The sequence below is a fragment of the Teichococcus aerofrigidensis genome (assembly GCF_054073225.1).
This window is the reverse complement of sequence record NZ_JBSXMU010000008.1, coordinates 1-19368: the sequence shown is the minus strand read 5'-3', so window position 1 is coordinate 19368 and position 19368 is coordinate 1. Positions and strand designations below refer to the sequence as shown.

At 73.2% G+C, this 19368-nt stretch carries 20 protein-coding genes; 8 read left to right on the top strand and 12 right to left on the bottom strand.

Features of this window, described 5'->3' with window-relative positions; genetic code table 11:
* Positions 1-8: 8 nt before the first annotated feature.
* Together ACVMLK_RS03670 and ACVMLK_RS03665 are read right to left on the bottom strand one after the other, a co-directional pair.
* Complete coding sequence (locus tag ACVMLK_RS03670; RefSeq protein ID WP_198366884.1) at positions 9-1007, bottom strand: ABC transporter ATP-binding protein; 999 nt, start codon at positions 1005-1007, stop codon at positions 9-11.
* Positions 1004-2032, bottom strand: a complete 1029-nt coding sequence (locus ACVMLK_RS03665) for an ABC transporter ATP-binding protein (protein WP_457485658.1) — start codon at positions 2030-2032, stop codon at positions 1004-1006. The genes ACVMLK_RS03670 and ACVMLK_RS03665 overlap by 4 nt, the downstream gene beginning before the upstream one ends.
* Positions 2033-2221: 189 nt before the next feature.
* Between ACVMLK_RS03665 and ACVMLK_RS03660 the strand changes: the two genes are divergently transcribed.
* The 3 genes from ACVMLK_RS03660 to ACVMLK_RS03650 all read left to right on the top strand — a co-directional run bounded on the left by ACVMLK_RS03660 (position 2222) and on the right by ACVMLK_RS03650 (position 6032).
* Complete coding sequence (locus tag ACVMLK_RS03660) at positions 2222-2905, top strand: RraA family protein (protein ID WP_198366883.1); 684 nt, start codon at positions 2222-2224, stop codon at positions 2903-2905.
* 50 nt (positions 2906-2955) lie between these two features.
* Complete coding sequence (locus ACVMLK_RS03655) at positions 2956-4416, top strand: DUF4403 family protein (protein ID WP_457485657.1); 1461 nt, start codon at positions 2956-2958, stop codon at positions 4414-4416.
* A 176-nt stretch (positions 4417-4592) separates the two neighbouring features.
* Entirely contained in the window at positions 4593-6032 is a 1440-nt protein-coding gene (locus tag ACVMLK_RS03650; RefSeq protein WP_457485656.1) for a M20 family metallopeptidase, read from the top strand.
* A 54-nt stretch (positions 6033-6086) separates the two neighbouring features.
* On the opposite strand, the gene ACVMLK_RS03645 is transcribed toward ACVMLK_RS03650, so the two are convergent.
* From ACVMLK_RS03645 to ACVMLK_RS03615, 7 genes are all read right to left on the bottom strand, one after another.
* Positions 6087-6575, bottom strand: a complete 489-nt coding sequence (locus tag ACVMLK_RS03645; protein WP_457485655.1) for a GAF domain-containing protein — start codon at positions 6573-6575, stop codon at positions 6087-6089.
* Positions 6576-6653: 78 nt separating this feature from the next.
* Positions 6654-7034: a winged helix-turn-helix domain-containing protein gene (locus ACVMLK_RS03640; protein ID WP_198366879.1), complete on the bottom strand. Its 381-nt coding sequence runs from the start codon at positions 7032-7034 to the stop codon at positions 6654-6656.
* Entirely contained in the window at positions 6980-7798 is an 819-nt protein-coding gene (locus tag ACVMLK_RS03635) for a substrate-binding domain-containing protein (RefSeq protein ID WP_457485654.1), read from the bottom strand. The genes ACVMLK_RS03640 and ACVMLK_RS03635 overlap by 55 nt, the downstream gene beginning before the upstream one ends.
* Before the next feature lie 10 nt (positions 7799-7808).
* Positions 7809-8969, bottom strand: a complete 1161-nt coding sequence (modC, locus tag ACVMLK_RS03630; RefSeq protein WP_422925108.1) for a molybdenum ABC transporter ATP-binding protein — start codon at positions 8967-8969, stop codon at positions 7809-7811.
* Entirely contained in the window at positions 8969-9682 is a 714-nt protein-coding gene (modB, locus tag ACVMLK_RS03625) for a molybdate ABC transporter permease subunit (RefSeq protein WP_198366876.1), read from the bottom strand. Before modB ends, modC begins: the two co-directional genes overlap by 1 nt.
* Before the next feature lie 20 nt (positions 9683-9702).
* On the bottom strand, positions 9703-10497 hold the full coding sequence (gene modA / locus ACVMLK_RS03620; protein ID WP_457485653.1) for a molybdate ABC transporter substrate-binding protein: 795 nt from the start codon (positions 10495-10497) through the stop codon (positions 9703-9705).
* 78 nt (positions 10498-10575) lie between these two features.
* On the bottom strand, positions 10576-11259 hold the full coding sequence (locus ACVMLK_RS03615; RefSeq protein WP_457485652.1) for a flavin reductase family protein: 684 nt from the start codon (positions 11257-11259) through the stop codon (positions 10576-10578).
* A gap of 121 nt (positions 11260-11380) precedes the next feature.
* Between ACVMLK_RS03615 and ACVMLK_RS03610 the strand changes: the two genes are divergently transcribed.
* Entirely contained in the window at positions 11381-12592 is a 1212-nt protein-coding gene (locus ACVMLK_RS03610) for an amidohydrolase family protein (protein ID WP_457485651.1), read from the top strand.
* A 232-nt stretch (positions 12593-12824) separates the two neighbouring features.
* On the top strand, positions 12825-13142 hold the full coding sequence (locus ACVMLK_RS03605; RefSeq protein ID WP_198366872.1) for an SWIB/MDM2 domain-containing protein: 318 nt from the start codon (positions 12825-12827) through the stop codon (positions 13140-13142).
* 55 nt (positions 13143-13197) lie between these two features.
* Here ACVMLK_RS03605 and ACVMLK_RS03600 read toward each other — a convergent pair whose 3' ends face one another.
* From ACVMLK_RS03600 to ACVMLK_RS03590, 3 genes are all read right to left on the bottom strand, one after another.
* Positions 13198-14379: an ABC transporter substrate-binding protein gene (locus tag ACVMLK_RS03600; protein WP_457485650.1), complete on the bottom strand. Its 1182-nt coding sequence runs from the start codon at positions 14377-14379 to the stop codon at positions 13198-13200.
* Between the two features lie 192 nt (positions 14380-14571).
* A complete protein-coding gene (gene hydA, locus ACVMLK_RS03595) occupies positions 14572-16059 on the bottom strand; it encodes a dihydropyrimidinase (protein ID WP_198366870.1) in 1488 nt (495 codons plus the stop codon).
* A gap of 32 nt (positions 16060-16091) precedes the next feature.
* Entirely contained in the window at positions 16092-16838 is a 747-nt protein-coding gene (locus ACVMLK_RS03590) for a maleate cis-trans isomerase family protein (RefSeq protein WP_457485649.1), read from the bottom strand.
* A 151-nt stretch (positions 16839-16989) separates the two neighbouring features.
* On the opposite strand from ACVMLK_RS03590, the gene ACVMLK_RS03585 reads away from it, so the two are divergent.
* The 3 genes from ACVMLK_RS03585 to ACVMLK_RS03575 form a co-directional block, all read left to right on the top strand.
* Positions 16990-18114: an NAD(P)/FAD-dependent oxidoreductase gene (locus ACVMLK_RS03585; RefSeq protein WP_457485648.1), complete on the top strand. Its 1125-nt coding sequence runs from the start codon at positions 16990-16992 to the stop codon at positions 18112-18114.
* Positions 18095-18391: a (2Fe-2S)-binding protein gene (locus ACVMLK_RS03580; RefSeq protein ID WP_198366867.1), complete on the top strand. Its 297-nt coding sequence runs from the start codon at positions 18095-18097 to the stop codon at positions 18389-18391. Before ACVMLK_RS03585 ends, ACVMLK_RS03580 begins: the two co-directional genes overlap by 20 nt.
* Positions 18388-19368: FAD-dependent oxidoreductase (locus ACVMLK_RS03575; protein WP_457485647.1), on the top strand; the 981-nt coding region annotated here is incomplete at its 3' end. The genes ACVMLK_RS03580 and ACVMLK_RS03575, both read left to right, overlap by 4 nt.

The window sequence follows — 19368 nt, the reverse complement described above, 5'->3', positions numbered from 1 at the left end:
CCTTCTCCTCAGGCGGCGGCGTGCAGGGCGAGGTCGGGCACCCGTACGCAGCGGGCGGCGCGGCCGGGCTCGGGGCTGCGCCGGGACGGCACCGCGGCCAGGCATTCCTCGGCGGCGAAGGCGCAGCGCGGCGCGAAGGCGCAGCCCTGCGGCAGCCGCTCCAGGTTGGGCGGCGCGCCGGGGATGGTGGTCAGCCGCTGGCCGCGCAGCCCGGCATGCACCGTGGCGCCGAGCAGCCCCTGGGCGTAGGGATGCAGCGGCCCGCGCATCAGCGCCTCGGTCGGCCCCTCCTCGATGAAGCGGCCGGCATACATGACGGCGATGCGGTCGGCGATCTCGCCCGCCACGCCGAGGTCGTGGGTGACGAAGATCACCCCCATGCCCAGCTCCTGCTGCAACTGGCGCAGCAGCAGCAGGATCTGGATCTGCACCGTGGCGTCGAGCGCGGTGGTCGGCTCGTCGGCCAGCAGCAGCTTCGGCCGGCAGGAGAGCGCGATGGCGATCATGGCGCGCTGCCTGAGCCCGCCCGAGAGCTCGTGCGGATAGGCGGCGAGGCGGCGCTTGGCCGAGGGGATCTGCACCAGTTCCAGCAGCTCCAGCGCCCGTGCCTCGGCGGCCGCCCGGCCGACGCCCTCGTGCCGGATCACGGTCTCGGTGATCTGCCGGCCGATGGTGAAGACCGGGTCGAGCGCCGTCATCGGCTCCTGGAAGATCATGGCGACGCTGCTGCCGCGCAGATCGGCCATCGCCGCCTCGGAGGCGCCGATCACATCCCGTCCGGCGACCCTCAGCGTGCCCTTCAGCACGGTGCGGCGCGGCGGGTTCAGGCGCATCAGCGCGCGCAGCGTCACCGACTTGCCGGAACCGCTCTCGCCCAGGATGCACAGGCTCTCGCCCTGGGCCAGGTCGAAGTCGACGCCGTTGACGGCATGCACCGTGGCATCGCGTGAGACGAAGCGGACCTCGAGGTCGCGCACATGGACGAGCGGTGCGGGGGACGCGCTCATGCCGCCGCCTCCAGGGCGGGCGCGCGCGAGTGGCCGCTGCCGGGGACCAGCATCAAGCAGGCCGCCTCTTGGCCGGAGGGCGCCGGGCTGAGCGCCGGCACGCGGCCGGCGCAGAGGTCCTCGGCATATGCGCAGCGGGTGCGGAAGCGGCAGCCGGAGGGCGGGTTGATCGGGTTCGGCGGGTCGCCCGAGAGCGGTGGCTCGGTGCGGCGGCGGCCGGGGATCATCGAGGGCCGGCTGGCCAGCAGCGCGGCGGTGTAGGGATGCGCCGGCGTGTCGTAGATCGCGTCCACGGCGCCGATCTCGGCGACCTGCCCGAGATACATGACCAGCAGCCGGTCCGACATGTACTGCACGACGTTGAGGTCGTGGCTGATGAAGAGATAGGTCAGGCCGAACTGCGCCTTGAGGTCGGTCAGCAGGTTCAGCACCTGCGCCTCGACCGACTTGTCGAGCGCCGAGACGGGCTCGTCGAGGATGATCAGCCGTGGCCGCAGCGCCAGGGCGCGGGCGATGTTTACCCGCTGCCGCTGCCCGCCCGAGAGCTCGTGCGGATAGCGGCGGGCGAAGTTGGCCGGATCGAGCCCGACGGCGGCGAGCAGCTCGCCCGCGCGCGCCAGCGCGTCGCGTCCGGCCAGGCCGTGCACCTTCGGCGCGAAGGCGATGCTCTCCTCGATGGTCAGGCGCGGGTTCAGCGAGGCGTAGCTGTCCTGGAACACCATCTGCACCTGGCGGCGGTATTCCTTCAGCGTCATGCCGCCGGGCCCGACCGTCTGGCCGTCGAAGATCACCTCGCCCGCCGTGGGCCGCATCAGCGCCATGATGAGGCGGGAGGTGGTGGACTTGCCGCAGCCCGATTCTCCCACGATGCCGAGCGTCTCGCCCTTGCGGAGGGAGAAGCTGACGCCGTCCACCGCCTGGACGACGCCGGCACTGCGGCCGAAGAATCCCGATGAGAGGGGGAAATGCTTGGTCAATCCCCGCACCGTCAGCAGCGGCTGGGCGGGGCCGCCGAGATCGGGCATGGGATGCAGGATGGACGGGGTCGTCAGCGGACAGGCCCTCCGGGGCTGCTGGAAGGAGACGGCAATCACCAAGCAGGTTTCGTGCCAGCAGAGGCCATGCCGCCGGAGGAGGACCGCGCCCGGCCGCCCTCGGCTTGCGGCCGGGCAGGACCGGCCATAGCCTGGACCGCCCGCAACGGAGAGACGCCCATGCCTGTCGGATTCCGCATCCTGCCACGCCGTCGCAAAGCGGAATCCCGCTGGATCGAGGCCTTCCGCCCGCTGCCCGTCGCCAATGTCAGCGACGTCATGGCGCGGATGACGGCGGGCGGCCCGCGCCTCCGTCCGATGCATCGCGCCGGTGCCACCGTGCTGGCCGGGCCGGCGCTCACCGTGCGCACGCGGCCGGGCGACAATCTGATGATCCACAAGGCGATCGGCCTGGCGGAGCCGGGTGATGTCATCGTCGTCGATGGCGGCGGCGACCTGACCAACGCGCTGATCGGCGAGCTGATGCTGGGCCAGATGATCTTCCGCAAGCTCGGCGGCATCGTCATCAACGGCGCCATCCGCGACAGCGCCGCCATCGCCGGGCAGGACTTCCCGGTCTATGCCGCCGGCGTCACCCATCGCGGCCCCTACAAGGACGGGCCGGGCGAGATCAACGTGCCGGTCGCGCTGGACGGCATGGTGATCGAGCCGGGCGACCTGATCCTCGGCGATGCCGACGGCCTGCTCTGCGTGCCCTATGCCGAGCTGGAGACGGTGCAGGCGGCGGCGGCGGCCAAGCAGGCGGCCGAGGCGAAGCAGATCGCCGAGATCGAGGCCGGCACCAACGACACGGGCTGGGTGGACGCGGCGCTGCGCCGCCTCGGCTGCGAGGGGCTGGACTGATCACGGCGGCCGGCCCCTCCCGCCGCGCGGCCTGAGGCGGAGCGGCGGCGATGCGCTGGCGCTGGCTGCGCCGGGGCCTGTCGGCCCTGCTGCTGCTGCTGTTGCTCGGCGCCGCCTGGCGCGGCACCGACTGGTATCGCGTGCGCGATCTCGTGCTGTCGGAGGAGCCGCCGCGCCGGGCCGCGCGCCTGGCCCTGCCCGCGCGGGACAGCAGCCTTTCCGTCGACCTGCGCGTGTCCTTCGATCTGCTCCGCCAGGCGGTGGAGCAGCGGCTTCCCGCCTCCTTCAGCCATGCCGGCGAAGGGGAGGACACGCGCTACGACTTCACCCTCCGCCGCACCACGCCGGTCGCCTTCTCCGAGGCCGGCGGGCGGCTGCGCGCCAGCTTCGGCGTCGATGCGCGAGGCACGGCGGGGCTGCGCGGCTGGCTCGCCGACACCGTCGGGCTGGGGCGGAAGAACTTCCAGGCCGCCGCCAGGGTGCAGGCGGATCTCGGCCTGCGCCTGGACCAGGGCTGGTGCCCGCATGTCGCCATGGACATCGCCTATGACTGGACCGAGGCGCCGCGGCTGGAGGTGATCGGCGGTGTCTGGATGGGGGTCGAGGGGCAGTTGCGCACCGCCGTCGATGCCGCCCTGCGCGAGCTTCCCGCGCAGCTGCACGGGCTGATCCCCTGCGAGCGGGTCCGCGCCGAGGTGGCGCAGCTCTGGCGGCGCCAGGAGATTCCGCTGCAGCTGCCCGCCGCGCCGCCGCTTTTCGTGCAGATCGAGCCGGTCTCCCTCGGCACGCCCGGTCTCGTCGTCGCGGCGGACCATCTGCGGCTGCCGCTGTCGCTCCGTGCCCGCACCGCCGTCACCGACACGGCGCAGAAGGCCGCCCCCGCCCCGCCGTTGCCGCCGCTGCGCGACCTGCCGCCGGAGGCGAGCCGCCTGCGCCTCGCCATCCCCGTGCGCGCCGGCTACGACATGGTGCGCGACTGGATGATGCGGGAGTTCGGCGGGCGCGATTACCCGCTGGATGTCGCCGGATGGACCGTCCGGCTGCAGATCCGCGACATCTTCCTCTACCCCAGCGATCCCGGGCTGGCGCTGGCCGTCCGCTTCTCGGCCAGGACGCCCGGCGGCTGGCTCGACACCTCAGGCCGGGTGATCTTCTGGGCCCGCCCGGTGCTGGAGCAGGGCGGCACGCGGCTGCGCCTGACCGAGCTGCGCTTCGCCCGCGAGCTGGACAACCTCGTCTGGTCCATCGCCAGCGCCGCCTTCGAGGAGCGGATCCGCGCCCGGCTGAGCGAACTGGCGGTCTACGACTTCGCGCCGCTGATGGCCGAGGGTCTGGCCCGGCTGCGCCGGAGCCTGGACGATCCGGCGCTGACCGCCGGCCTGCGCCTGGAGGTCGCGAGGCCCCGGCTGCGGCTGGAGCGGATCGTGGCGGAGGAGGACGCCCTGGCGGTGCTGGGGGCGGCGGAGGCGGAGGTGGCGGCGGAGCTGGCCATCCTGCCGGAGGGGGGCTAGGCCGGCCCGCCGGACCGCGGCGGGAGGCCGGACACCGCCCTGGAATGTTCTGTTTTCAAGGCTCTTCCTCCGGCCGGCTGGCAAGGTTCACAGGGACGCCGCCGCCCGGCCCGCTTGCCCCTACCCACCGGCCGGGCCTAATCACACGCCCCTGCCCCGCCGCCGCAGGAGGATCCATGCGCAACGACCCGATGTCCCTCGCCACCCTGTCGGCCGAGGTCGAAGCCAGGAGCCCCGCCTTCGCCGCCATGGCCGACCGGATCTGGGGCCATGCCGAGCTGCGCTTCCAGGAGCACCGCTCGATCGAGGAGCAGATCGCCCTGCTGGAGGCGGAAGGCTTCCGCGTCACCCGCAATCTCGGCGGCATCCCGACCGCCTTCATGGCCGAGGCCGGCTCCGGCGGCCCGGTCCTGGGCTTCCTCGGCGAGTTCGACGCCCTGGCCGGGCTGAGCCAGGAGGCCGGCATCGCCGAGCAGAAGGCGGTGACGCCCGGCGCCACAGGCCATGGCTGCGGCCACAACCTGCTCGGCGCCGGGGCCATGCTGGCCGCCGTCGCGGCGCGCGATGCCCTGGCGGCGCAGGGCCTGCCGGGCACGGTGCGCTACTACGGCTGCCCCGGCGAGGAGGGCGGCTCGGGCAAGACCTTTATGGCCCGCGCCGGCGCCTTCGACGACCTCGACGCCGCCGTCTCCTGGCATCCGGGCGTGGTCAGCAGCGTCATGTCCTCCCGCTCGCTGGCCAACTTCCAGGTCTACTTCCGCTTCCACGGCCGCGCCTCGCACGCCGCCGGCTCGCCCTGGCTGGGCCGCTCGGCGCTCGATGCCGTGGAGATCATGAATGTCGGCGTGAACTATCTGCGCGAGCACATGCCGCTCGACTGCCGCGTGCACTACGCCATCACCAACAGCGGCGGCAATTCGCCCAATGTGGTGCAGGCCGAGGCGGAGGTGCTCTACCTGATCCGCGGACCGCGCGTGAAGGAGGCGCAGGCGCTGTTCGAGCGGGTGAAGGCCTGCGCGGAGGGCGCCGCCATCATGACGGGCACCCGCATGAGCCTGGAGATCGACAAGGCCTGCTCCGACACCATCCCCAACACGGCGCTGGAGATGCGGATGTTCGAGAATCTCGCCGCCCTCGGCGCCCCCGCCTTCGACGAGGCCGACCTCGCCTATGCCCGCGACATCCGCCGCACGCTGAGCGAGGAGGACATCGCCGACAGCATCGGCGCCGTCGGCGCGCCGGAGGCGGTGGGCGGACAGCCGCTGCACCAGGGCGTGCTGCATTTCGACGGCCAGTCGCGGCCCGGGAACGGCTCGACCGATGTCGGCGACGTCAGCCAGATCGTGCCGACGGTCCAGTGCTGGGGCGCCACCTGGGCGGTCGGCACGCCCTTCCACACCTGGCAGGCCGTGGCCCAGGGCAAGAGCCCGCATGCGCACAAGGGCATGGTGCAGGCGGCCAAGGCCATGGCGGCGACGGCGCTCGACGCCTTCCGCGACCCGGAGCTGCTGGCCCGCGCCAAGGCCGAGCTGCGGGAGCGCACCGGCGGCAGGCCCTATGCCTGCCCGATCCCGGCCGAGGTGCTGCCGCCGCCGCTGCGCGCGCCGCGGGCGTGACGGCCTGACCTATCCCGCCTTGGCCTATCCCGCGTCGGCCTATCCCGCATCGGCCTATCCCGCGCATGCCGCGAGATAGATCCGGGCCAGGGCCTCGATCCCCGTCTGGTCCTCCGGCGTGAAGCGGGCGGGGCGCGGGCTGTCGAGGTCGATCACGCCCAGCACGGCGCCGTCCCGCAGCAGCGGCACCACCAGCTCGGAGCGCGAGGCCGCGTCGCAGGCGATGTGGCCGGGAAAGGCGTGCACATCCTCGACCAGCACGCTCTCCCGCCGCACCACGGCGGCGCCGCAGACGCCGCGCCCGACCGGGATGCGGACGCAGGCGGGCTTGCCCTGGAAGGGGCCGAGCACCAGCATCCCGTCCCGCATGAGGTAGAAGCCGGCCCAGTTGAGGTCGGGCAGGCTGTGGAACAGCAGGGCGGACATGTTGGCGGCATTGGCCACCGGGTCCCGCTCGCCCCGCAACAGGGCCTCCAGCTGCACCGCCAGCTCGCGGTAGAGCCCGGGCTTGTCGGTGCTGGTCAGGGTCGCGGCCTCGAACATGTCTGTCGCCTCCTCGTTTCCGGCTGATGCGGCGGCCGCGATATAGGCGGCCCGCCCGCCGCGGCCAATGTTCCCCGCTCAGCCGGGGCGGAGGCCGGACAGCTCGCCCAGCCGCTCCGCGGCCACGCGGTTGCTCTCCGCCTCGATGGCCCGGTAGTGACGGATCACCGTCTCGCCCGCCGGTGTCAGCCGCGCGCCGCCGCCCCGGGCGCCGCCCGTCGCGGTCTCCACCACCGGCCGGCCAACGGCCTGGTTCAGCGCCTCCACCAGCTCCCAGGCGCGGCGATAGGACATGCGCAGGGCGCGCCCGGCCCCCGAGATCGAGCCGTTGCGGCCGATCTCTTCCAGCAGACGCACCTTGCCCGGGCCGATCCGCCTGCCGCCGCCCAGATCCAGGCGGATGCTCAGGCGCGGCGCTTCCTCGGCGCCGTCGGCGGCGGCAGGGCGGAGACGGGGCATGGCGGCAACTCCATCACGCCCTCGCGGCGGGCGCAATCGTAGCTCTCCGCCGTCTCGGCCACGCTGCCGAAGCCGTGCCGGCGCAACAGCCCCTGCCCCTCCGGCGAGAGAATGAAGAAGGAGAGCCACGCCGCCTCGGGCCGGCCGGAGAGCAGGGCCAGCGCGAAGTCGGTGGTGGCGGCGAGATCGGCCGGCAGGTCCAGCACCCTGGCGCCCGGGCAGGCGGCCAGCGTGACGGCGGCACCGCAGCGCAGGCCGAGGACCAGATCGAAGCGGCCGGTGCGCAGGCCCCGACCCAGGCCGCGCCCGGTGCCGGCGAGATGCGGCAGCGGCAGCGCCCGCGCCTCGGTCGCCGCCCGGGCGCCGGGTGCGAGCAGCTCCGCCCGGTCCAGGACGCCGCCGGCCAGGGCGGCGCCATCGGCGGCGACGGCGAGACCGAGCCGCAGCCCCGGGTCCAGCAGCAGATCCAGCGCGGGGCGTGGCCGGTCCAGCAGGCCGGGCCGCAGATAGAGGCAGGGCAGGCCGCGGGCGAAGACCACGGCGGGCGCCGTCGATCCCGGCCGCGTCGCCGCCCGCGCCCGGGCCAGGCCGGCCACGGCGATGAGATCCGGTGCCGGGTAGATGTCGAGGCGATGGCGCATATCCTGCGGCGGGGTCGAAACGACCCGCGCCGGCGCGCGATGCGTCGTGGTGAAGGCCCCGGCGATCTCGCCCAGGACGGTCTCCAGCCCCTCCTGCGCCAGCAGCGTAACCTCGTTCCCCATGCGGGCGCCCTCACTCCGATGCCGGGCCGCCTGCCTCCGGGGTGGTGGCGCTGAAGGCGACGGACTTGACCAGCGCCCAGACGGGCATCCCCGGCACAAGCGCGAGTCTTACGATAGCATCTCTCGTTATGCGGGAAAGTATCCGCGTGTCACCGACCTTCAGTCGCAGCATGATTTCCGCCGGGCGAGGGCTCTCGATGGCCTCGATCTCCGCCGGAAGGATGTTCTGCACGGAGAGGCCGGCCGGCCTTTGCGTGGCGATCGAGACGTCCCGCGCCCGCATGCGGAGCCGCAGGGCGGAACCGGGCGCGGCGGCCAGCAGCGACACCAGCAGCGTGCCCCCGGCGAAGGACAGGCGGCTCAGCCCCCGGTCCGGCAGGTGCTCCAGCACCGTGCAGGCCAGCACCGCCCCGGCATCGCGGCGCAGGGCGAGCAGTGGCAGGTCGGTCCGGAGGGAAAGCGCCTCCGGCGTGTCCTCGGCCAGGACGCGGCCGGCCTGCATCAGCACCATGCGGTCCGCCAGATGGTCCACCTCCTCCAGCGCGTGGGTGACGTAGAGGAGGGGGATGCGCAACCGCTGCCGCAGGCGGGCGAGGAAGGGGAGCAACTCCGCCTTGCGGCCGGCGTCCAGCGCCGCCATCGGCTCGTCCATCAGCAGCAGCCGGGGCCGCGCCAGCAGGGCCCGGCCCAGCGCCACCCGCTGCCGCTCGCCGCCCGAGAGCGCCGCGGGGCGGCGGCCCAGCAGGGGCTCGATGCCGAGCAGGGCCACCACCTCCCCGAAGCCCGGCTCCTCCCCCTCCGCCTCGCGCGGCGCCCGGCGCTGGCCGTAGCGCAGGTTGCCCTCCACCGAGAGATGCGGGAACAGCCGGGCATCCTGGAACACCACGCCGCAGCGCCGCTTCTCCGGCGGCAGCACCCGGCGCGCGGCGCTGTCGAGCAGCACCGTCGCGCCCAGCCGGATGCGGCCGGCATCGGGGCGCAGCAGGCCGGCGACGGCGGCCAGCACGGTCGACTTGCCGCAGCCCGAGGGGCCGAACAGCGCCGTCACCCGGCCGGCGGGCGCGGTGAAGGCGGCGTCCAGCGCGAAGCCCGCGCTCCCCCCGCCGTCTGGAAAACGATGCCGCAGGGCCACCTCCAGCGGCGGGCGGAGCGGGTCCGGGCCGTGCGGCATCAGCGCGGGCCCTGGCCCAGCAGCACCCGCATGCGGCGCCCCAGCATCTCGGCCAGCAGCAGCCCGGCCACCGCCAGCACCAGGGAGAAGCCGGCCAGGCGGGCGGCCGTCGCCTCGCCCCCCGGCGTCTGGGTGGCGGCATAGATGGCCAGCGGCAGGGTCTGGGTCTCGCCGGGAATGTTCGAGGCGAAGGTGATGACGGCCCCGAACTCACCCAGCCCGGCGGCGAAGGCGGTCACGGCGCCGGAGAGGATGCCCGGCAGGGCGAGCGGCAGGGTGACGGTCAGGAAGCGGTCCAGCGGGCCGGCGCCAAGGCTGCGGGCCGCCGCCTCCAGGCCGGGATCGACGGCATCGAGGCTGAGCCGCACGGCCCGCACGATGAGCGGGAAGGACATCACCGCCGTGGCCAGGGAGGCGCCGGCGGTGGTGAAGACCAGCCGTAGGCCGAACCAGTCGTTCAGCAGCGCGCCCACCGGCCCGCGCACGCCGAAGGTGACGAGCAGCAGCCAGCCCACCACGACCGGCGGCATGACCAGCGGCAGATGCACCAGGGCATCCAGCAGCGCCCGGCCCGGGAAGCGGCCGCGCGCGAGCAGCCAGGCCGCCAGCACCGCCGGCGGCAGGCCGAAGGCCACCGAGCGCAGCGCCACGGCCAGGCTGAGGCGGACCGCCTGCCACTCCTCCGGGCTCAACCCCAGCGCCCCGCCCTCCATGCGCCCTCCATCCCCCTGGCCTAGGGCGCGCGCAGGCCGAAGCCGAAGCGGCGCCAGGTGTCGGCGGCCCGCGGACCGGACAGGAAGTCCAGCAGGGCGCGGGCCTCGGCATTCCCCTCGGCGCGGCGGGTCAGCGCGAAGGGGTAGGTCACCGGCGGATGGCTGCCCGCCGGGAAGGTGCCGACCACCTTGACGGCCGGCGCGGCGGCAGCGTCCGTGGCATAGACGATGCCGAGCGGCGCCTCGCCACGCTCGACCAGCAGCAGGGCGGAGCGGACATTGTCGGCGCGGGCCAGGCGCGGCGAGACCGTCTCCCACTGCCCCATCCAGCGCAGCGCCGCCTCGGCGTATCTGCCGGCCGGAACATGGGCGGGATCGCCGGTCGCGATGCGGCCGGCGGGCCCGGCCATGGCCAGCAGGTCGCTCTCCCGCTCCAGGGTGACAGCGGCCTGCGGCGAGGCGGCAGGCGCGATCAGCACCAGCGTATTGGCCAGCGGGCTGGTGCGGCTGGCGTCGAGGATCAGGCCGCGCTGCTGCACGTAATCCATCCAGGGCTCGTCGGCCGAGAGGAAGAGATCGGCCGGTGCGCCCTGCTCGATCTGCCGCGCCAGGGCGGAGGAGGCGGCGAAGGACAGGCGTGGCGCCGGGTGGCCCTGGGCGCGCCACTGCTCGGCCAGGGCGCGCAGCGCATCGGTCAGGCTGGCGGCGGCGAAGACGGTGGGGCCTTCCTGGGCCCGGGCCACCGGCGCGGCGGCGAGGCCGGCCAGCAGCAGCAGGGCCGCGAGGCTTCCACGGAGGACGGAACGGCGCGTCATGGCGGGGCTCCCATCGTTGTTCCCGATTGAATATATCGTGGGGCGCCGGCTGCCAATCTCCACCTTCGCCTCAGCCCCTCACACGCCGGCCTCTCCCCCGGGCGGCCGCAGCCGGCGGGGCCGCCGGGTGGCGGGGGCCTCCGCCAGGCCGGCCTCGCTCATGGTGGCCAGGTCGAAGTAGTCGCGCGTGCCGGCATAGCCCTGGCCGCCCATCCGCCCCACCAGGTCCAGCACGGCGGGATCGACGTGGAAGCGTGCATCCACCGCGTCGGCGCGGATATGCGCCTGCACCACCGTGCCCAGCACCACCTCGCGCGAGCCGCCGAGATCCAGGAAGGAATGCAGCCGGCACTCCAGCGCCGCCGGGGCGAGCGCGATGCGCGGGCTGGCCACCGCGACGCCCGGCCGGGTCTCCAGCCCCGCGCGGGCCAGCTCGTCGACCTCCGGCCCGAAGGGCACGGCGGTGACGTTCATCGCCTCCATCAGCGCGTCCGACACCAGGTTGACGGTGAAGACGCCGGTCTCGCGGATGTTGCGGCCGGTGTCCTTGGGGGTGCCGTCGGGGCGGAACTCGATGCCGAGGGCGACCACCGGCGGATCGGCCGACAGGCAGTTGAAGAAGCTGAACGGCGCCGCATTGGCCCGTCCCGTGCCATCCACCGTCGTCACCCAGGCGATCGGCCGCGGCATCACCGTGCCGATCAGCAGCTTGTAGCGCTCGCGCGGGCCGAGGGCGGTGAAGTCGAAGGCGGCGGTCTCCATCGGCGGGCGGTCTCCGGAAGGTCGGGTTCGGGGGCCGGATTGCTCCGGCGCGGCGGCTTCCCATAGGCTGCGGCGGCGGTCCGGTCGATGCCGCGACGCGAAGCGAGGGGGGAAAAGTGCCATGACCGCCGATCTGCTGCTGAGGAATGTGCGCCCGATGGGCGGCGCGGCCACGGATGTCCTGCTGCGCGACGGCCGCATCGCCCGCATCGCGCCGGATCAGCGGGTGGAGAGCGGCGGGATGGAGAACGTGGTCGTGGAGGACGGCGGCGGCGCCATTCTCCTGCCCGGCCTGGTCGAGGCCCACACCCATCTGGACAAGACGCTCTGGGGCATGGGCTGGGTGCCGAACAGCGCCGGCCCCTCGCTGCAGGACAAGATCGACAACGAGCGGGAGAAGCGCCGGGCCCTCGGCATCGATCCGGCGCGGCAATCGGCCCGGCAGGTGGTGCAGTCGGTGGCCAAGGGCACCACGGCGATCCGCAGCCATGTCGATGTGGATACGGTGGTCGGCCTCGCCGGCGTGGAAGGGGTGCTGGCGACGCGCGAGCGCCTGGGCGGGATCTGCGCCATCGAGCTGGTGGCCTTCCCGCAATCCGGCCTGCTGGTGCGCCCCGGCACGCTGGCGCTGATGGAGGAGGCCATGCGCCTCGGCTGCGAGGTGGTGGGCGGCCTCGACCCCTGCGGCATCGACCGCGACCCGAAGGGGCATCTCGACGCCGTCTTCGAGCTGGCGCAGCGCTTCGGCCGGCCGGTCGACATCCATCTGCATGAGGCCGGCCTGCTCGGCGCCTTCAGCATGGAGCTGATCTTCGAGCGGGTGCGGGCGCTCGGGATGCGGGGACAGGCGACGATCAGCCACGCCTTCTGCCTCGGCGACCCGGACACCGCCCTGGTCGAGCGCCTGCTGGCCGAGATCGCCGCGCTCGACATCGCCATCATGACCACCGGCAGCGCCAGCCGCCCGGTGCCCGCCGTGGCGCGGCTGGCCGCGCTCGGCATCCGCACCTGCGCCGGCTCCGACGGCATCCGCGACTGCTGGAACCCCTATGGCGATGGCGACATGCTGGAGCGCGCCATGCTGATCGGCCTGCGCAACAACTTCCGCCGGAACGAGGAGATCGCCCTCGCCCTCGATGTCTGCACCCGCGGCGGCGCCTCGGTGATGCGGCTGCCGGATTACGGGCTGGCGGAGGGCTGCGTGGCCGATCTCGTCCTCGTCGCGGGGGAGAGCCTGGCCGAGGCGGTGGTCGCGCATCGCGAGCGGAAGCTGGTGCTGCGGCGGGGCCAGGTGGTGGCGCGGGACGGCAGGGCCCTGGTCACGGTTCCCTGAGGCGGGCCCTTGTCCCCGCCCTCCCCGACGCGGCTCCATTGTTGGCGAGGGGGGATTGGCCCTAGAGTCACCCCGCCATCCGCGCGGATGGCCTGGAATGGCTGGTTGCGGGGGGCTGGCAGAAAACCGCCCCGGAGGGCGGAAGGCCGGGAAGGCCATGCTGCATCCGGATCGCTACTGACACGTTTCAGCCTCATCGACAGCCGTAAACGCGATAACCCTGGAGAACGGGATGCCAGCCAAGAAGACCGGTGAAGCCAAGGCCACCACCAAGCCGAAGGCCACCACCAAGCCCAAGGATGGCAGCAAGCCGAATGCCCTGCAGAAGCCGCTGACCCCCTCGGCCGAGCTCGCCGCCATCGTGGGCGACGGCCAGATCGCCCGCGGCGAGGTGGTCAGCAAGGTCTGGGACTACATCAAGTCGAACAACCTGCAGAATCCCGAGAACAAGCGGGAGATCCTGGCGGATGCGAAGCTGGAGAAGGTCTTCGGCAAGCCCAAGGCGACCATGTTCGAGATGAACAAGTTCCTGGCCGCTCACCTGAAATAGCCTCCTCCCGGGAGGAGGCGCCGGGGACGCGCGAGGCGTCCCCGCATGTTCCCCGTCATCCCGTGACGAGCTTGCAACCACCGTCGGCGATGGGCCGGAAGGCCTGATCCGCTGGTGTGGTGCCTACCAGCTTCAACAGGTCCCACGGGCCGCTGCTCTCCTCCGGCTTCTTGGCCTCGAAGAGGTAGGCCGGGTGGATCTTGCGCCCGTCGGCCCGAATCAGGCCCCGGCCGAAGCAGTCGTCATCCGTCGGCATGGCTTTCATCGCGGCACAGACCGCGCGCCCATCCGCCTTGGCGCGTGCCACGCCCATCTCGGCCACCACCTTCAGGTAGTGCAGTGTGGCCGAATAGGCCGAGGCATGGTCCATGTTCGGATAGTTGCCATTGGCCAGGCGCGGCCTGACCCGCTGGGTGAAGGCCCGCGTGCGGTCATTCAGATCCCAGTAGAAGGTCTCGGTCAACGTCAGCCCCTGCGCGACATTCAGGCCGAGGGCCTTGACGTCCTGGATGAAGGCGACCAGCGCGGCAATGCGGATGCCCTGGCGGTTCAGGCCGAATTCCGCCGCCTGCTTGACGCAGTTCAGCATGTCGGTGCCGGCATTGGCGAGGGCGAGGACGTCGGCCCTGCGCGCCCGCGCCTGGATCAGATAGGAGGAGAAGTCCGTATTGCCCGGGAAGGGATGCAGGGCGGCGCCGACGACCTCGCCACCCTCCGCCTCGATCATCCGCGTGGCATCGGCCTGCATGGTCTTGCCGAAGGAATAGTCGGCCACCAGGAAGAACCAGCGTTTGCCGCCGGCTCGCACCAGGGAGCGGGCGGTCGAATTGGCATTGCACCATGTGTCGTAAGGCCAGTGAATGGTGTTGGGGCTGCACTGGCGGCCGGTCAGCTCGGAACTGGCGGCGCCGGTGTTGAGGTGCAGCTTGTTGCGCTCCGTCACCAGGCCGTTCACCGCCAGGGCGATGGCCGATTGCCCTGCATCCATCACCACGTCGACATCCCCCTGGTCGAACCACTGCCGGACGATGTTGAGGCCGACATCGGGGCGGTGCTGGTGATCCGCAAGCAGCACCTCGACCTTGATGCCGCGCTCGGCGGCACCGAAGTCGAGCACCGCCTGCTCGGCGCAAATGGCGCCATTCTGGCCCGTGATGTCCTTGTAGGCGCCGGACAGATCAGTCAGCACGCCGATGCGCAGGGTGTCGCCCTTCTGCGCCCGCGCGGGCCGCTGCATGCCGGGCGCGAGGAGTGTGGCCGCGCCAGTGCCCAGCAAGGCGCGACGGCCCAGCCCCGAAGATACCAGCCCCGAAGATACCTGCATCTTGAATCCCTCCCTGATATCGCAATTTCATTGAATGAAATTGCATTTCAGGAATGATGGCAGTTTCTCGAACGGGATGGAACGTGATTCACGCCCCGACGCCGCTCAGGCCAGGGCGGCGTCGAACCCATCCGGCACCACGCCGCGCGGCGCGGCGGCGGCATAGGGGCCTCGTGCCAGGAACCGGCCGGAGCCGGGGCGCGCCAGCACCTCCCCCTCGCGCACCGCCACCTCGCCGCGCCGGATCGTCACCACCGGCCAGCCCTTCACCGCCATCCCCTCCCAGGGGGTGTAGTCGATGGCGTGGTGCAGTTCGGCATTGCGGATGGTGCGCTCGGCATCGGGGTCCCAGAGCGCCAGGTCGGCATCGGCGCCCGGCATCAGGCTGCCCTTGCGTCCCTCCAGCCCGAAGAGCCGCGCGGCGTTGGCGGAGGAGAGACGGACGAAGGCCGGCAGGTCGATCCGCCCTTTCGACACGCCCTCGGAGAACAGCACCGGCAGCCGCGTCTCGATTCCCGGCACGCCGTTCGGGATGGCGTTGAAGGCCGGGGTGCCATCGGGGCGGGAGGCCGCCTCCCCCGTGCCATAGGCGCTGCTCCCCGCCACGCGCTTCTGCGTGGCGAAGGAGAAGCCGCAATGATCGGAGCTGACGACGTCCAGCGTGCCGTCCTGGATGCGCGCCCAGACCCGCTCGCGCTCCGCCGCCTCGCGCAGCGCCGGGGAGCAGACCGCCTTGGCGCCGGCGAAGTCCGGCCCGACCAGATCCTCGTGCGAGAGCGTCAGATACTGCGGGCAGGTCTCGCCCCAGACCTTCACGCCGCGCGAACGGGCCCGGGCGATCTCGGCCGCCGCCTCCTCGCAGGAGACATGGAACACCTGGATCGGCTGGTCCACCAGCTCGGCGAGCGCGATGGCGCGGTGTGTCGCCTCCCGCTCCACCACCGGCGGGCGCGACCAGGCGTGCTGCAGCGGATCCGTCAGCCCGGCCTTCAGCAGGGCCTGGATGCGCCAGCCGATGGCATCGAAATTCTCGCAATGCACGGTGACGAAGGCCCCGAGCCGCTTCGCCGTGGCCAGCACCTCCAGGTACTGCGCATCGGTCAGGCGCAGCGGGTCATAGGTCAGGAAGACCTTCAGGCTGCGGATGCCGCGGGCGACCAGCGCCGGCACCTCGCGCGCCATGACCTCGGGCGTCGGGTCGGTGATGATCTGGTGGAAGGAGTAGTCGGCGCGGGAGGCGCGGGCGCGCGCCTCGTAGCCGGGCGCGCTGGCGGCCAGGCTGTGGCCCTTCCATTGCGGCAGGAAGCAGAGGAAGGCGGTGGTGCCGCCGGCCAGGGCGGCGGCCGAGCCGCTGTCGAAGCTCTCCTCCTGCGCCGAGCCGTCCTGGCCCAGCTCCTCCAGGTGGCAATGCGAATCCAGCCCGCCGGGGGTGACGATCAGGCCGCGCGCGTCGATCTCCTCGGCGCCGCGGCCGAGCCCCCGGCCGAGCGCCGCGATGCGCCCCTCGCGGATGCCGAGATCCGCCTCGAACACTTCCGCCGCGCTGGCCAGGGTGCCGCCACGGATCACCAGGTCGAAGTCATGCGCCGCCATCGGTCGCTCCTTTTCCGTCTCTGTTCCCGGGATCAGTCGCGCAGCGCGCCGAAGAGGCGGCCCCAGCCTTCGACGCGGGCGGGATCGACGCCGGCGAGGACCAGGCTCTTCCAGACCACCGTCGCGATGGTGTCATAGACCGGCAGGCCCAGTTCCGCCTCCATCGCCTCGACCAGCGGCGCGGCGCGCAGATTGGTGCAGACCACGGCCAGGGCGTCCGCCCCCTCCCCGGCCACCGCCCGCGCCAGGTCGCGCAGCCGCCCGGCCCCCACCTCGGAGAAGGCGAAGTTCTCGCTGAGGCCGAGATGCCGCTCGGCGGCGCAGGGAAAGCCGAGCGCCGCGTAGTTGGCCAGGATGCGGGACTGTACGTCGGCGGTATAGGGCGTCACCAGGCCCAGGCGCTGCACGCCGGTCCGGCGCAGGATCTCGTTCAGCGCCAGCATCGAGGTGGTGGCGGGGATGCCGGTGGCCTCGGTGATGCGGCGGCAGAGCCGCTCATCCGCCTCGAAGCCCAGCCAGCCGGAGGAGGTGCCGTTCCAGGCGATGACATCGACCCGGGCATGGCCCAGCAGTTCGGCGGCGCGCAGGATCTCGCTATCGTCGAACTGCGCCAGGGCGCCGGGCGACAGGGCGATCTCGGTGACGCGGAAGCGGGCGAAATGCGCCGAGACCTCGGGCAGGCCCGCGACCATGGCCTGGGTCACCGGCTCCAGCACGGTGTTGGAAGAGGGCGTCAGCATGCCCAGCAGCACGCGCCGGGGGGTCTCGGTCTCGGCCATGATCGTCTCCATCGGCGGTCGGGGCGGCGGAAAGCCAGCAAGCAGCATGCCAGCCAGGGCGGCGGGCGCAATCCACCCCGGCCGCCGATTTGACGCGGCCCCGCCGGGCCGCAACTCTGTGCCCGGCCGATGGGACAGCCGCGGGGAGAGGATGAGGCGGGATTTCGACACGGTGGTGCTGGGCGGCGGCATGATGGGCGCCGCCATCGGCTACGGCCTGGCCCGGCTCGGGCAGCGCTGCGCCATTCTGGACGAGGGCGACACGGCCTTCCGCGCCAGCCGGGGCAACTTCGCGCTCGTCTGGGTGCAGAGCAAGGGGCTGGGCCTGCCCGCCTACTCCGACTGGACGCGGCGCTCCGCCGCGCTCTGGCCCGGCTTCGCCGCCGCGCTGCGGGAGGAGACCGGCGTGGATTGCGGCCTGTCCCAGCCCGGCGGCTTCACCCTGCTGCTCTCCGAGGCCGAGGCCGCCCGCCGCGTGGATCTCATGACCCGGCTGCAGGCCCAGCCGGGCTTCAATCCCTTCCCCTGGGAGATCTGGGACCGTGCCCGGCTGCGCCAGGTCTTTCCCGGCATCGGGCCCGAGGTGATCGGCGCCTGCCACACGCCGCTGGATGGGCATGTGAACGCGCTCCGCGGCTTCCGCGCCCTGCACACCGCCTTCGCGCAGCGGGGTGGGGCCTACCGGCCGGAACATCCGGTCGAGCGGCTGGAGGCGCTGCCGGGGGGTGGCTTCCGCATCGCCACCCCGCACGGGGCCTTCTCCGCCGGGCGGGTCGTGCTGGCCGCCGGCAATGCCAATGCCCGGCTGGCGCCGATGCTCGGCCTGCGCGCGCCCGTGCGGCCGCAACGCGGCCAGGTGCTGGTGACGGAGAAAGCGGCGCCCTTCCTCACCCATCCCGTCGTCAACCTGCGGCAGACCGACGAGGGCGGCATCATGATTGGCGACAGCGCCGAGGAGGCGGGCTTCGACACCGGCCAGGGCCTCGGCGTCATGGCGCTGATGGCGCGCCGCGCCGCCCGCATGTTTCCCGACCTCGCCCGGCTCAACATCGTCCGCGCCTGGTCGGCCCTGCGGGTCATGACGCCGGATGGCTTCCCGATCTACGAGGAATCGGACAGCGCCCCCGGTGCCTTCCTCTGCAACTGCCACAGCGGCGTCACCCTGGCCGCCGCGCATGCCCTGGCGCTGGCGCCCATGCTGGCGGAGGGCCGGCTGGAGGCCGGGACCCTCGGCCCCTTCACCGCCCGGAGGTTCGATGTTCCAGCGACTGCCTGAGGCGCGCCGCCCCGCCCTGCCCTTCCTGCTGGATGGCGCGCCGGCGGAAGGGCGCGAGGGCGACAGCGTCGCCGCCGCCCTGCTGGCGCTGGGCCAGGATGCCTGCCGCGAGAGCGCGGTCTCCGGCCAGCCGCGCGGCGGCTACTGCATGATGGGCGTCTGCTTCGACTGCCTGGTGGTGATCGACGGCATTGGCAACCGCCAGGCCTGCCTGACGCCGCTGCGCGCCGGCATGGTGGTGGAGACGCAGCGCGGCCGGCGGGAGCCGGCGCGGTGAGCGCCCCGCCCCCGGGCGAAGCCGCCCCGCGCGACGCCTATGACATCGTCGTCGTCGGCGCCGGCCCGGCGGGGCTGTCCGCCGCCGCCGTGGCCGCCGGGCAGGGCGCCTCGGTGCTGCTGCTGGACGAGGGGATGGGACCGGGCGGGCAGATCTATCGTGGCATCGCCAACCCCGCCCTGCCGGACCGCCGCATCCTCGGCGCCGATTACTGGAAGGGCGAGGCGCTGCTCCGCGCCTTCGCCGCCAGCGGCGCCGCCTATCATCCCTGCGCCGCCGTCTGGCATCTGGATGCGGCGCGGCGGGTGGGCTTCTCGCGGGAGGGCAGGGCGCATCTGGTGCAGGCCGGGCAGGTGGTGCTGGCGACCGGGGCGCTGGAACGTCCCTTCCCCGTCGCCGGCTGGACGCTGCCGGGCGTGCTGAGCGCCGGCGCGGCGCAGACGCTGCTGAAGGCGCAGGGCCTGGCCGCCACGGGCCGCGTCGTGCTGGCCGGCTGCGGCCCGCTGCTCTGGCTGCTGGCCAGCCAGCTCGTCGCCGCCGGGCGGCCCCCGGCCCTGCTGCTCGACACCACGCCGGCGGGCAACTGGCGCCACGCCCTGCCCCACCTGCCGGGCTTCCTGGCCTCGCCCTATGCCCGCAAGGGGCTGGCGCTGATGGCCCGGGTGCGGCGCGCCGTGCCGGTCATCGGCGGCGTCACCGATCTGGCCATCGAGGGCGAGGCGCGGGCCGGGCGCGTGACCTATCGGCGGGGCGGCGCGGCCCCGGCCGGCCTGCCGGTGGACCATGTGCTGCTGCACCAGGGCGTGACGCCCAACCTCAACCTGGCCGCCGCCGCCGGCTGCGCGCTGGACTGGGAACCGGTCCAGGCCTGCTTCCAGCCGCGCACCGATGCCTGGGGCCTGACCACCCGGCCGGGGATCTGGCTGGCGGGCGACGGGGCGGGCATCGCCGGGGCCGAGGCCGCCGCGGCGCGCGGC

Coding starts and splice junctions, on each gene's coding strand:
- ACVMLK_RS03645 (WP_457485655.1), bottom strand. CDS start 6,575: ATGTTCGAGGCCGCGACCCTGACCAGCACCGACAAGCCCGGGCTCTAC.
- modB (WP_198366876.1), bottom strand. CDS start 9,682: ATGGAGGGCGGGGCGCTGGGGTTGAGCCCGGAGGAGTGGCAGGCGGTC.
- ACVMLK_RS03635 (WP_457485654.1), bottom strand. CDS start 7,798: ATGGGGAACGAGGTTACGCTGCTGGCGCAGGAGGGGCTGGAGACCGTC.
- ACVMLK_RS03585 (WP_457485648.1), top strand. CDS start 16,990: ATGAGGCGGGATTTCGACACGGTGGTGCTGGGCGGCGGCATGATGGGC.
- ACVMLK_RS03615 (WP_457485652.1), bottom strand. CDS start 11,259: ATGGAGACCGCCGCCTTCGACTTCACCGCCCTCGGCCCGCGCGAGCGC.
- ACVMLK_RS03580 (WP_198366867.1), top strand. CDS start 18,095: ATGTTCCAGCGACTGCCTGAGGCGCGCCGCCCCGCCCTGCCCTTCCTG.
- modA (WP_457485653.1), bottom strand. CDS start 10,497: ATGACGCGCCGTTCCGTCCTCCGTGGAAGCCTCGCGGCCCTGCTGCTG.
- modC (WP_422925108.1), bottom strand. CDS start 8,969: ATGCCGCACGGCCCGGACCCGCTCCGCCCGCCGCTGGAGGTGGCCCTG.
- ACVMLK_RS03665 (WP_457485658.1), bottom strand. CDS start 2,032: ATGCCCGATCTCGGCGGCCCCGCCCAGCCGCTGCTGACGGTGCGGGGA.
- ACVMLK_RS03590 (WP_457485649.1), bottom strand. CDS start 16,838: ATGGCCGAGACCGAGACCCCCCGGCGCGTGCTGCTGGGCATGCTGACG.
- ACVMLK_RS03610 (WP_457485651.1), top strand. CDS start 11,381: ATGACCGCCGATCTGCTGCTGAGGAATGTGCGCCCGATGGGCGGCGCG.
- hydA (WP_198366870.1), bottom strand. CDS start 16,059: ATGGCGGCGCATGACTTCGACCTGGTGATCCGTGGCGGCACCCTGGCC.
- ACVMLK_RS03640 (WP_198366879.1), bottom strand. CDS start 7,034: ATGCCCCGTCTCCGCCCTGCCGCCGCCGACGGCGCCGAGGAAGCGCCG.
- ACVMLK_RS03660 (WP_198366883.1), top strand. CDS start 2,222: ATGCCTGTCGGATTCCGCATCCTGCCACGCCGTCGCAAAGCGGAATCC.
- ACVMLK_RS03670 (WP_198366884.1), bottom strand. CDS start 1,007: ATGAGCGCGTCCCCCGCACCGCTCGTCCATGTGCGCGACCTCGAGGTC.
- ACVMLK_RS03650 (WP_457485656.1), top strand. CDS start 4,593: ATGCGCAACGACCCGATGTCCCTCGCCACCCTGTCGGCCGAGGTCGAA.
- ACVMLK_RS03655 (WP_457485657.1), top strand. CDS start 2,956: ATGCGCTGGCGCTGGCTGCGCCGGGGCCTGTCGGCCCTGCTGCTGCTG.
- ACVMLK_RS03605 (WP_198366872.1), top strand. CDS start 12,825: ATGCCAGCCAAGAAGACCGGTGAAGCCAAGGCCACCACCAAGCCGAAG.
- ACVMLK_RS03600 (WP_457485650.1), bottom strand. CDS start 14,379: ATGCAGCGGCCCGCGCGGGCGCAGAAGGGCGACACCCTGCGCATCGGC.